Below are 12,962 nucleotides of genomic sequence, written 5' to 3'. Positions count from 1 at the left end.
CTTAAATATTAATAATTGCCAGATTCTTTATCGTGCACTATTCAGTTCGATTCTGAGAAAATAACCAGGGCAAGAAATAAGGTTCTGAAAAAGCTGAATCCCAACTATTATGGTTGTCTTCAGGATATAAAGATAATTTTGCGTTGCCGCCATGATGATTAATAGCACGTGCCATCGATTTTGAGAATCTTGGAGGCACTACATCATCATTTTCGCCATGAAATATCCAGATATTAAAACCTTTTGGATAGCCTTCAGCAATTTCAGTATTAGCTCCACCACAAATTGCAAATGCTGCAGCGAACATTTCAGGTTTTTTATAAAGAATCTCATACGTACCCATACCACCCATGGAGAGACCACCTACATACACTTTTTCTTTAATGACGAAATCTTTCTCTACAATAGAATCCATGAGTTCCATCACCATTTTTAAGGATTTCGTAGGTTCTTGCTTATTTTTAAAATCAAATTGAAATGGTATCGTATCCCTTTTCACTTCAACTTTAGCCCAATAGTCATCTTTAGGGGCCTGTGGAAATATTACAATTGCAGGGAATTCTTCCCTGTTCTTTTCCATCAAAAAAAGATCACTTCCGTGCACTAATTGAGCTTCATTGTTATTTCCTCTTTCTCCCGCGCCATGCAAAACCAATACTACCGGATATTGCTTTTCTATAGAAAAATCCTTCGGATATAAAATCCTGTAATTAAGCGTATCCTCATCTAAAATAAAATGTTCTCTTTTAAAATCTTCTTTGGACTGAGCCTCCAGTGTAAGAGGTAACATTAGAAGAATCGAGCCAAACATTATTAGTAAATACTTCAGTCTATTTTTCATATTCAAATCCTAAGTTTTTTAATCCATTTTGTACTTCCGGGGCACCCATAAATAAATCCCAGATCAATCCTGAACGATAATTTTCTATCATTACAAGCATAGGCCCCTGGTCTATTGCCAGGTATTTTTTTGCTGCCCAGGGTTTACCCTCAAGACTATATGCATCATAAAATCCTGCCGGTCCCCAAAGCAATTCATTCTGTTCGTTAAAAAAGTATCTCATTGCAGCCATTGACTTTTCCGGAGTATAGGGAATTGAGCTTATAGCTGCTGTTGGAGAAACCACTCCTTTATCTGTGTCTGGTGAATGTGCCGTATATCCAATACCATCGTCCTCCTTACGAGTGTAACTAGCCGTTAAACCCCAGGAATTAGGACCATAGGTCTCAAAGTTATTAGGATTTTCCTGGCAGTATTCATAATTAATCAACGTATGGTTTACGTTTAGATCCCAATAATTGGCATACTTATCGGAAAGGCCTTTCGGATTTAATCCTAAATAAGAGTAATGTGCCCAGAATAGAGGGCCACCCATATCTCCGCGTGTGTTATGTTTTAGTATTAACGGGTATCCATATGCCTCTACATCTGTAGTGATATTCCCGCTACGAGCCCATCCATCATGATACACTCTTGGGTCTATCGCATGATCTGGAGAAGAAGCGGCCATCACGTAAGTGATAAGACATTCATTATAACCTTCAATCATAAAGTCCATTTCCCATTCATACACCGGGGACCAATGCCAGTATATACCGTCTTTATTGTTGGTATACCAGTTCCATTCTATCCCTTTCCATAACTCATCGTATTTCTTAGCCACGGCCTTTTCTTCCTCGGAACCATTTTGAAGGTATTCTCTAACCACGATAAAACCCTGAGCTAGAAATGAAGTTTCCACAATATCACCACCGTTATCTTTTTCTCCAAAGGCCTGAACGTCCCCGGTTTCTCCATTCAACCAGTGGGACCACGCCCCGTGAAATCTGGGTGCAGCATCAAGGAAATCGGCAATTTTATTAAGTCTGGCTACGGCAGAATCTCGAGGAATAAAACCTCTTTCCATTCCGGCAACTATTCCCATTAGTCCAAAACCTGAACCACCAGTTGTAACCACATGGGCATCATTCTTAGGATACTCACCATCGGGATGATATCTTTCCCTGGCCATTCCGCTATTGGGTTCAGCATAATCCCAGAAATATTTTAAAGTTTGTTTTTGAACTGTATCCAGTAAAGCTTCATCTGATAATTCTTCATCAGTTGAAATTTCATTTTCCTGGGATTTTTCAGATTTATTCTGATCATTCTTGCAACCAGCAATTAGAAAAACTCCAATAATTAATATTAGTAAAGATCTATTAAGCATTTGGGTTAGTGTTATTATGTAAAATTTCTTAAAATCTAATACGAGAACCCTAATTTTTCCAATCCGCTTTTAACTTCGGGATTAGCCATGAATAGATTCCATGGTAATTGAGTTCGGTAATTTTCAATCATGGCTACTATCAGACCCTGGTCTATGGCGAGATAGCCATCAGCATACCAGTTATATTCTTCAGAAAAAGCATCGTAAAACCCCATATCTCCCCATAAATTATCACCCTGCTCTTCATAAAAATAGCGCATTGCAGCCATGGACTTTTCAGGAGTATAAGGAAAAGAGGATAATGCGGCAGTAGGGGTTATTACTCCCAGATCATTGGTAGGGCTATGAGCCGCATATCCTGCTCTACTATCTGAAGCCGTCAAGCCCCATGAATTCGGACCATATCCTTCATAATTTAAAGGATTGTCAACGCAATATTCATAATTTATCAGAGAATGTGCTGTATTCTGCTCCCAGTAACTGGCATATTCATCCTGAAGATTTCTTGGATCCAAACCTATAAATGAATAATGACTGAAAAATAATGGCCCGCCATAAGATGGTCCTAAAGGCATATTTATGCCATAATGAGATCTGCCGGTTCTAATATTTCCATTTGATGCCCAGCCATTCGTATAAACTTCTTTGGAAATACTATGCGTGGGGGACGAAGCTGCGAGTACATATACTATTAATGCTTCATTCCAGCCTTTAATCTCAAGACCTATTTGAAAATCGTTATTTGGAGACCAGTGCCAGTAAAGGGTATTTTCACCCTGGGTGTACCAGTCCCATTCTACATCTTCCCAGATTTGGTTGATCCTGGAGGCTACTTGCTCTTCACTAAAGTATTCGCGACAAATCATTAAACCCTGCATAAGAAATGCTGTTTCCACTAAATCTCCACCATCATCAAGATCACTAAATGGTCTTGTTTGTGCCGTACTTCCCAAATACCAGTGTGAATAAGCACCGTGATAGGTGGGGACACTTTCTAAGAAGCTAAGAATTTTGTCCAATCTCGCTAATGCATCATCCCGTGTTATCCAGCCACGTTCCACTGCGGTAGGAAATGAAGCAAGACCAAAACCAGTACCTCCGGTAGTAACCAGATTTGGCGATTGACCGCCATAAGCATTATCCTGTGATCTTTCTCTGGCCATCCCGCTAACAGGTTCTGCAAATTCCCAGAAATACTTAAAGGTTTGTTCCTGCACCAGCTCCAGAAGTTCTTCATCAGAAAGAGAAGGAACCTCTTCAGGTTCCTCTTCTTCTGTTTCTTCCTCTGTAACTGGATCAGGTGATTCGGGCACCACCTCGGTACCCGAATCATTACTGCAACCTATTGTAGCTAAAAAAAACAATATTGTACTTAATGTTCTGAGCTGTTTTATCATGAAATTACCATCCTGGATTCTGCTCCATCTCAGGAGTTTGAATCAATTGATCGTTAGGGATCGGGAATAGCTCATGTCTGCCAGTTTGAAAAGGCTTACCATGTTCTATCATTTCTTCTGCAGCCTGTCCTGTTCTTATAAGATCAAACCAACGATCGTGTTCAAAAGCAAGTTCCAGACGACGTTCTTTCCAAATAGCCTGTCTTAATTCTTCCTGACTTAATCCGGTCTTTGGCTCAAGCTCTACACGTTCACGTACCATATTTAAGAAATCTTCAGCTGTGGCTGTTTGTCCCAGTTCATTAAGAGCTTCAGCATAAATTAAAAGAATTTCAGCATATCTAAGCACCCTGATATTCTTATCACCATCTCCAGCTCCTGCATTTGCGCTTGAATATGCTTTTTCATTATATCTTGGATTCTCTACAGCAGGATCTACTTCTCTTCCATCCCAAAGGGTCTCCCCGGCGAAAACGATCGTTGCATTTTTTCTAATTTCATCTTCTTCTGAATCAAAAGCATTTACAAGATCTTCAGTTGGAGTATTGAATCCCCAACCCCAACCGCTAGGTCCACGTGCACCTTGTGTTGATGAATATTGTTGAATTCCGTGCGCAGGAATTTCACCTCTTCCCTGTAATTCAAAGATTGATTCGATTCCATTTTCTGTAGATTCTCTCCAAAGAGTCGCATAGTCATCTTCCAGTCCATATTCACCTGAAGTGATCACGCTATTAGCTGCATCTGCTGCTGCCTGCCATTCTTCCTGATATAGATAAACTTTGGCTAGTAAAGCCTGTGCAGCTCCACTAGTCGCCCTTCCTAAATCTGAAGGAGCATATTCGCTTTTAGCCGGTAATAAACTTATAGCATCATTAAGATCCTGTTCTATATAAGAGTAAATCTCTTCTACCGGAGCTCTTTCAACAAGACTCACGTGTTGCAAAGGTATAGGTCCAAAAGATCTTACCAACCAGAAATAGTTAAGTGCTCTTAAAAATTTCGCTTCTCCTATAAGTCTACTCTCTAAATTTTCAGGATCTGGATTTTCCGCATAATACTCTTCAGTAAATTCTATAGAGAGAGTTGCTCTTCCAATTGTTTTATACCATTGTGTCCACATATTCTGTATAGAAGGAGTGGATGTAGTATGGGTTAAACCATCTAAAAGATGTTTATCTGTTCCCGTGTCTGTTGGGGCACTACCTTTATCTGCATTATCTGAAATAATTTCAGTAATTCCCAGGTAAGCAAATGCATAGGCAAAATCTGTATGTCTACCATAGACTCCGTTTACGAAATCTACAGGCACATTGAATTCTCCTCTTTCTTCAGCAGTAGGATCTACGATCTCTACCTCTTCTACAAACTCTTCATCACAAGAAATGATGATGAGTGAAAACAGGAGTAAATGAATTATATTTTTTAGTTTCATATCCTTAATGTTTTATCTTTTAATAATTACAGTTGAAGATTCGCTCCTAGCAAGAAAGAACGAGTTGTTGGATAAGCAGATAGTTCTATACCCGTTGTTTGCTTAGGATTTCCATTTTGATTTAATTCAGGAGTAAAACCTGAATAATCGGTGAACATAAATGGATTCTGCAACGTGAAATAGATTCTGGCTCTCTTTACCAAAGAGATATCCTCTAAAGTATATCCCACGGTCATATTATTTATTCGGAAAAAATCTCCGTCTTCCAGATAATAGGAAGAAGCAATGGCATCCCTGTCTGCTCCCGGTGCTGAATTCGTAGAACCTGGACCTGTCCATCGGTTATTGAAGGTCTCTAAAGTAACATTCTCCCCTCCTAATCTTGTATTCTTAAGTCCATTATATACTTTATTTCCTCCTACACCATAACCATCAACACTTAGATCAATATTTTTATAGTTTACACCAAATCTTACCCCATAATTATAGGTAGGAATGTAAGAACCAAAATATTTCTTATCCCTGTCATCAATTACTCCATCATCATTTTGATCTACATAGCGAAGATGTCCTGGAGCCGCATTTCCAACAGCAGGATTATTATCTATTTCCTGCTGAGTCTGCCAAACACCATCTGCCTCGTACATCCACCAGGCAAACAATGGTTCTCCATCTTTAAGTCTTTTGGTGATCTGTCCATTTCCTAAGCTACCACCAGTTTGTCCATCAAAAGCCTCTCGAACATTTTGAACCGTATTCTCATTGGTAGAAAAATTCACCCCAATGTTATAACTAAAGTCATCGTTAATGTCATCACTCCAATTAGCAAGGAATTCAAAACCTTCATTAACCACTTCAGCGGCCTGTGCGAGGAAATTACCTTCTGCGGCTGAGTTTAGAAGAGGAGTAACCTGAATTATCGCATTGGTATTCGTTCTTTGATAATACGCGGCTGTACCGGTTAATTTTCTGTCGAATAATCCATAATCAAATCCAACTTCCCATTCCTGAGTAGTTTCCCATTCCAGAGTTTCTACCGGGCTTCCAAAAGCTGCACCTAATATTAATGACTGTGTAGGCCCAAATACATAGTTCGTATTTCTACTTCCGTCACCTGAGTTAACCTGCTGAATATTAATTGGTACGTTAGCATTTCCTATTTCTCCCCATCCTGCGAATATTTTGAAATAATTCAATACCTCACTATCATTTAAGAATTCTTCATTTGTAACCGTCCAACCAACACTGAATGCTGGGAAGGTCGCAAAATAATTATCCCCGGTAATGAAGTTACTTGAACCATCACGTCTTACAACTGCTCTTAAATAATATTTCTTGTCAAAATTATATTCTGCTCTGGCAAAATAAGATTGCAGGTTCGTAGACTGATTAAATTCCTGGGTAACTGTATTGTCAAAGAAATTAGCTGTTCTTCTACTAATTTCTCTAAATCGTCTTTCTTCAAATACATCGTAAGCCTGACCTTCAAGAAATTCTCTTCCTCCAAAATTTTCACGGCTAATACCTACCGTGGCATCCAGGTTATGCTTTCCAAATGTTTTTTCAAAAGTCAGGAATCCTTCTATATTCCATCGGAAGTAATTCTCATCTCTTACCGTATAAGAATTATTTGCGAATTCCGTAGAAATTGAACCATCCCCATCTGCATCAACTCTACCCTGCTGAAATTGTTCTAATGTTCTTCTTGGATCTGCATTTAACCAACGTTCTCTGGTTGGAGTATATGCATACCTTTTATAGTAAAACTGCGTAGCACCAAATCTGGTAGTGAATGTCAAATAATCGGTTAGATCTAATTCTGCCGTAATTTGTCCCTGAAGTGTAGTAGTATTTATATCTTCATCGGCAAAGAAAACATCAGAAACCGGGTTTCCATGAGGATTCAACCTACCAATAGATTCACCCTCTCCACCTATATAATTTACAATTCCTGTGGTTTGATTCACATATGACTGCCCGAATCTTCCATTTGGATAAAAAACTGGTACTAATGGAGACTGCCTGTAAGCGTTACTAAATGACCCAAATGGCTTTGGAGACTCATTCGTATAACTAATATTCAGGTTTTGTATAATTCTGAACCTGTCATCAAATAAATGGAAAGTATTATTATTTCTGATGGTACCTCGGCTATAATTATTTTCTTCCAGAATACCTTCTTCATCATAAAAGTTATAACTTAAGAAGTAATCTATATTTTCTCCTGCACCAGAAACTGAAAAACTGTTATTGCTAATTGTTCCTGTTTGTAACAATTCATCGTACCAGTCTGTTTCAAAAGGCTGATTTTGCTGAAGTTGATAACCTCCAGATGCAGCACTCTCTTCATTAAAGTAATCTATGTATTGCGATCCATTGGCCATTTCCACCTGATTTTGAACAGTACGAATACCATAATATGTATCAAAACTGAAAGTTGGTTTTCCTTTACCCCTCTTGGTCGTAATTAAGATAACTCCATTTGCAGCTCTAATACCATAGATGTTGGCATAAGAAGCACCTTTCAAGAATTCTATAGACTCAATATCATTTGGACTGATATTCTGGATATCCTGAACCGGTTGTCCATCTACAACATAAAAAGGGTCTCTACCCCCTTCTGCTGTTCCAAGTCCCCTAACCAACACTGTTGGAGTAGATCCAGGTGCATCATTAGCGATGATATTTACCCCGGCAACTTTACCCTGAACAGCCTGAGCGGCATTTAAAGCAGGTTGCTTTACAATATCTTCAGATTTTACAGATGCAATCGCACCGGTAATATCAGCACGGCTCTGACTACCGTATCCTACAACGACCACCTCATCAAGCTGGCCGGCATCTTCCTGAAGGACTACTGAATAATTTGAATTTTCAGTGACTTCTACTTCCTGTGGAGCGAATCCAAGGAAAGTTACTCTAAAGACATCCCCAACTTCAACATTTTCTAAAGTGAAATTTCCGTCGAAATCAGTTACATCATAAATCTCCTTACCGTCAACTTTAACTTCTGCTCCCGGTAATGGAACCTGATTAGCATCTGTTATGATACCACTAATGGTTTTGGTTTGTTGTGCGTGCGATAATCCTGAAAAGACTAAAAAGATAATGCAAGCAAAGAATAATTTTAATTTCATACTCGTTGGGTGTTTTTGCTTAATTTGTATTAGAAAGATACGCCGTAATGCATTCTTTACGCAAACGTTGTAGTACATAACTACTACATCAGACTAATTTAGCAAATAAAACCCTGTATATCAAGTCTTTGTTTAATTAATGAAGTATAGTTTTAACGAAATTTTTTATAAGTGATGTACTAATGTAGTAGTATGAATTAAAAATTTTACAGTGATATTATTAATAATTTAGAAATTCTTTATTAAAAATTTTGTCAAATTCACATCGCTTTCCAAGTTCATTTTCTTTCTTAATCTATACCTGTGAACTTCTACTCCCCTAACTGAAATTCCCATTAACGGCGCTATTTCTTTGGAACTTAAATTCATCTTTAGGTATGAGCAAAGTTTTAGATCTTTGCTGGTAAGTTTCGGGTAACTATCTAATACATCCTTGAAAAAGTCTTCATGGACTTCTGTAAAGTTCGTTTCAAAGACTTTCCATTCATCTTTACTTTTAACCGCATTATTGATCTTATTCATAATATGCTTTAATCGAAACTGATTTGAGAACTTACTTTTGTCTTTATTAAGTTCACCCTGTATTTCCATTAGAACTTCATTCTTTTTTGCAGCCATCATGGTGGTGTTGGCCAATTCCTTCCTTTTTAGATCAATCTCATTTACCAGACGTTCTTTTTCAATTCTATTTAATCTCTCAGCATGTTCTTTCTCAAATTTTTCTTCCAGCTGTAACTGATGTTTTTTAAGTTTTTGCTGATTCAACCAATAAAAAAATAAAATAACGCCTAGAAAGAATAGAATATAAATAGTCTTCATCCATGCCGAAAAATACCAGGGAGGGGCTATCTTAAAGAAGAATTTTTCTGTTGAAGTTTCATCATTGTTGGTGCCCGATGCACTTAACTGGAGTTCATAATCACCATAATTAAGATTTTGGAAAGTAATCACGCCATCAATAAAAGAGCCTTTTAAAACTTCATCTCCAACAAGACTATATCTTAATTCTGTAGCTTCAGAAACAGGCATACCCGCTTTTACAATTATATTTCGCGAGTTTTTATAGGGAATAACCGGAGATCCCGAAAGCGAGTAACGCTGTAATTCGTCTGCAAATTCTTTTATAAAAGGCTTACTAATCCACTGATCTTTATCTTCCGCTTTTAGTCTATTGAGATTTAATCTCGCAAAACCGTCATTAAGTGTGATATAAAAAATCGAATCATTTTCTTTGATAAGGTTTTCATTAGACCTCACCAGTCTGTTATTTAGTTTCTGAGAAGAAACCCGAAGATTATTATCTTTCAAATCGGTGATAGTAATCGACCCCTCTTTAGAATTGGCAAAAACATATTCCACACCGTCCTGAAAAATCAACCTGGAATTTGTATATGAATTAAGTTCATTGAAATTTTCAAAATCTTCCTTGAAAGGATTGTATTTGAACCATTTATCATTTACATAAATAATTATCTGCTTATTTAATTCGTAGATCTTGGGATTAAAATTTGCTACCCCCCCAAGACCAGGAACCTTTTGAACTTTAGAAACATTGAACTTATCATGAGTGATCTTATATATCCCTTCATAAGGATGAGCTGCCCATATAGTGTAGCTATCCTCGAGGATTATATTTTTCACTGGGAAATTTATTGAATCCAGTTCCTTTATACTATCCTTACTCCTGTCGTATAGACTTATCCCAGTATAACTTGCTATCAATAATTTATCGGGGTCATCAGCAATTTTCTCAATATTAAAGCTCCCGGTCCTTGACTCAATTGAAATGAATTCATCATCCACAATTTTATAAATACCTGTATTGTGGTTTGCAAATAGAACGTCGTCTATAACCGATAAATTCCAGGTATGATCTTCAGTGTTCTCAATTAAATTTAATTCTCCATCATTGAAACTGTATACCCCGGTATTGCTGGCCAGATAGTATTTTTCATTATATTTCTGAATATCATAAACTGCTCCTAATTCACCTGTATTGTCTGTATAAAATATGATTGGTGCACTTAGATCTATCATATCCACACCCTTATCTAAAGCTAGCCATAACCTGCCTTTATCATAGGTCATTCCTAACACCGTATTATTCTGTAAACCAGATCTCCTGTTAAAGACATGAATTTGACGGGTTTTAATATTATAACTAATGATTCCGTTCTTAATAGTACCTAGAATGATCTTGTCTTTAGAAACAGAAATAATGTGATTTAATTCCGATTTTTCCAGAATCCTATTTAATCTTTCATCCCAAAAAGGAGAGAATTTTTTGTTTGCATATATATACAAAGACTCTTTACCTCCTAGGTATAAAGTATCTCCTTTAGTATCAATGTCTATAATATTTATATCACTTATAAGCTCCTGATTTCCTTCCAAGGGATTAATTTCATTATTTTCGAGATAAACCACTTTATTTTTGCGGGGTGTCATAATTAATTTATCCTGAAAAATCCCTAATGCACTGGAAACAATATTCTGAACTTTAGATATTTTATTGTTCTCATATTTGTAAACGGCACCAAAAGACCTGAAAAAAATAGCTTCTTCAAAAGATATTATCTCCCAGAATTCATCACTTTGCATGTTGAACTCAGACATTAAAGAAGTTAGTGAAGTATAGGCCATGCATCCATCTTCCTGAGGTTCCCAATAACCGAATTCTTTATAGGAGCCTGTAAAGATCTTTCCCTTATAAGGATACACAGACCTAATAATTGATTGACTCTCTAAGGAAAATAGTTCCCAGCTTAAACCGTCAAAAACTAGCAGTCCCTGGTTATTGGCTGTATATACTACACCTCTTTCGTCTAAAGCTATATCCCAATTTTGACTTGCTGCAGAATATTCAGCAGGTGAATAATTTTGTATGGGTGGTACAAGTTCTTGCGAATAAGTATAGTTTACAAGAAACATCAATAATATCAGGCATTTAGGAAGAGGTTTTTTCATCCTGTAGATAGGTTTGTGCAGTCATTGAGCAGGTGAAAAGTAATAATTTTAAACGAAAACTTTCGTAAATTCCATTCAAATTTAAATTTTATGCAAAGCTCTTCTTTTTTGAGAAAGTATATTTCTCTAGTCATTTTGATTCTACCTTTTCTTTTTGGCAGTTGTAACGACAAAAAAGATAAGGACACCACAAAAGAACAATCAGAACCTATAAAACCGAATATTGTCTTTATAATGACTGATGATCATGCATCACAGGCTATAAGCGCGTATGGACATCCGGTAAGTCAAAAAGCACCTACTCCTAATATTGACCGGATCGCAAATAATGGAGCAAAATTTTTAAATAATTTCTGTACAAATTCAATTTGTGGCCCCAGTCGGGCAGTAATACTTACAGGAAAATTTAGCCATATTAATGGCTTTAGAATGAACGGGGAAGTCTTTGATGGCTCGCAACCAACTTTACCAAAGTTCCTCAAAGGAGCAGGTTATCAAACTGCCATTGTTGGGAAATGGCATTTACATGGTAAACCCCAGGGATTTGATTACTGGAACGTACTAAATGACCAGGGTAATTATTACAATCCGGAATTTATTCATCAAAACGATACCACTATTGTTAATGGTTACACTACAGATATTATAACCGATATGGGTATCGATTGGATGGAAACAAAAAGAAATAAAAACGAGCCCTTTTTTCTAATGGTTCACCATAAGGCTCCTCATCGTAATTGGATGCCGCCAATTAGGCATATAAATACATACGATTCTGTACAATTCCCATTACCAGATACGTATTTCTCTAAACATGAAAATCAAATTGCTGCCCAAGAACAACTTCAAACTATATATGAAGATATGTATGAAGGTCACGACCTGAAAATGACTGTTTCAAAAGGAAGTGATTCTCTCAGGCACAATCCATGGACTTCAGATTTTAATAGGATGACCAGGGAACAAAGAAAAGCCTGGGATGATGCTTACAGACCTAAGAATGATGCTTTTCACGACGCTAACCTAAGCGGTAAGGAATTAGCAGAATGGAAGGGTCAGCGTTATTTAAGAGACTATATGGGGACGGTTAAAGCAGTTGATGAAGGGGTAGGAAAAATTCTTGATTATCTCGAAGAGAAGGGCCTTACTGAAAATACTATTATCGTTTATACCACAGACCAGGGATTCTATTTAGGAGAAAAAGGCTTTTTTGATAAAAGATTCATGTATGAAGAGTCTCTTGCAATGCCATTATTAATACAATATCCTAAAGCCATAAAAAAAGGGACTACTATAGATGCACTTACTCAAAACCTGGATTTCGCCCCTACTTTCTTAGATTTTGCCGGAGCTGAAATCCCGGAGTCTATGCAGGGTAAATCTCTTCGCCCATTATTAACAGGAAATAATAAAGAAGAAAATTTCAGAGATGCGGTTTATTACCATTATTATGACTTCCCTGCATTTCATATGGTAAAGCGTCACTATGGAGTGAGAACAGAGCGCTATAAGTTAATTCATTTCTATGATGATATTGATACCTGGGAATTATACGACCTGAAAAAGGATCCGAAGGAAGAGAACAATTTATATAATGATCCAGCTTATGCAGAAATACAAGAAAATCTTCATGAAGAATTAAAATCGCTTCAGGATAAATATGAAGTCACCGAAGAAGAATTTAAAACAACTCCAAAAGAGAAAGTAGAACAGGCCTATAGAAATTTTGCGCGTCTTGCCGGTGAAGATCCAGAAACCTACCCCAAAAAGAAGTCTAATGAAATCAATTAGGTTATTTTTCTAAAGGATTGAGTTA

Annotated in this window: 7 protein-coding genes; 1 reads left to right on the top strand and 6 read right to left on the bottom strand. The window is 37.1% G+C overall.

The features are described 5' to 3' along the window. Nucleotides 1–37: 37 nt before the first annotated feature. From LGQ90_RS14965 to LGQ90_RS14940, 6 genes are all read right to left on the bottom strand, one after another. Nucleotides 38–841, bottom strand: a complete 804-nt coding sequence (locus LGQ90_RS14965) for a carboxylesterase family protein (RefSeq protein WP_229342396.1) — start codon at nt 839–841, stop codon at nt 38–40. After that, nucleotides 831–2,210, bottom strand: coding sequence for a glucoamylase family protein (locus tag LGQ90_RS14960; protein ID WP_229342393.1), 1,380 nt, complete (start codon nt 2,208–2,210; stop codon nt 831–833). Before LGQ90_RS14960 ends, LGQ90_RS14965 begins: the two co-directional genes overlap by 11 nt. A gap of 35 nt (nt 2,211–2,245) precedes the next feature. Then, nucleotides 2,246–3,607 carry a glucoamylase family protein gene (locus LGQ90_RS14955; protein ID WP_229342390.1) on the bottom strand — a complete coding sequence of 454 codons (1,362 nt, stop codon included), beginning with the start codon at nt 3,605–3,607 and terminating at the stop codon, nt 2,246–2,248. 4 nt (nt 3,608–3,611) lie between these two features. Further along, the gene (locus tag LGQ90_RS14950; RefSeq protein ID WP_229342387.1) at nt 3,612–5,042 is read right to left on the bottom strand and encodes a RagB/SusD family nutrient uptake outer membrane protein; all 1,431 of its coding nucleotides are present in this window, start codon (nt 5,040–5,042) and stop codon (nt 3,612–3,614) included. Between the two features lie 26 nt (nt 5,043–5,068). After that, nucleotides 5,069–8,179, bottom strand: a complete 3,111-nt coding sequence (locus tag LGQ90_RS14945; protein ID WP_229342384.1) for a SusC/RagA family TonB-linked outer membrane protein — start codon at nt 8,177–8,179, stop codon at nt 5,069–5,071. Nucleotides 8,180–8,407: 228 nt separating this feature from the next. Continuing rightward, a complete protein-coding gene (locus LGQ90_RS14940) occupies nt 8,408–11,146 on the bottom strand; it encodes a helix-turn-helix and ligand-binding sensor domain-containing protein (RefSeq protein ID WP_229342381.1) in 2,739 nt (912 codons plus the stop codon). A 90-nt stretch (nt 11,147–11,236) separates the two neighbouring features. Between LGQ90_RS14940 and LGQ90_RS14935 the strand changes: the two genes are divergently transcribed. After that, entirely contained in the window at nt 11,237–12,937 is a 1,701-nt protein-coding gene (locus tag LGQ90_RS14935) for a sulfatase family protein (RefSeq protein ID WP_229342378.1), read from the top strand. Nucleotides 12,938–12,962 lie beyond the last annotated feature (25 nt).

It is taken from the genome of Christiangramia sediminis (assembly GCF_020552705.1).
GTDB lineage: Bacteria > Bacteroidota > Bacteroidia > Flavobacteriales > Flavobacteriaceae > Christiangramia > Christiangramia sediminis.
Note: the sequence above shows the minus strand (reverse complement) of the source record. Positions and strands in the feature narration are given on the sequence as shown.

Coding starts and splice junctions, on each gene's coding strand:
- LGQ90_RS14965 (WP_229342396.1), bottom strand. CDS start 841: ATGAAAAATAGACTGAAGTATTTACTAATAATGTTTGGCTCGATTCTT.
- LGQ90_RS14960 (WP_229342393.1), bottom strand. CDS start 2,210: ATGCTTAATAGATCTTTACTAATATTAATTATTGGAGTTTTTCTAATT.
- LGQ90_RS14955 (WP_229342390.1), bottom strand. CDS start 3,607: ATGATAAAACAGCTCAGAACATTAAGTACAATATTGTTTTTTTTAGCT.
- LGQ90_RS14950 (WP_229342387.1), bottom strand. CDS start 5,042: ATGAAACTAAAAAATATAATTCATTTACTCCTGTTTTCACTCATCATC.
- LGQ90_RS14945 (WP_229342384.1), bottom strand. CDS start 8,179: ATGAAATTAAAATTATTCTTTGCTTGCATTATCTTTTTAGTCTTTTCA.
- LGQ90_RS14940 (WP_229342381.1), bottom strand. CDS start 11,146: ATGAAAAAACCTCTTCCTAAATGCCTGATATTATTGATGTTTCTTGTA.
- LGQ90_RS14935 (WP_229342378.1), top strand. CDS start 11,237: ATGCAAAGCTCTTCTTTTTTGAGAAAGTATATTTCTCTAGTCATTTTG.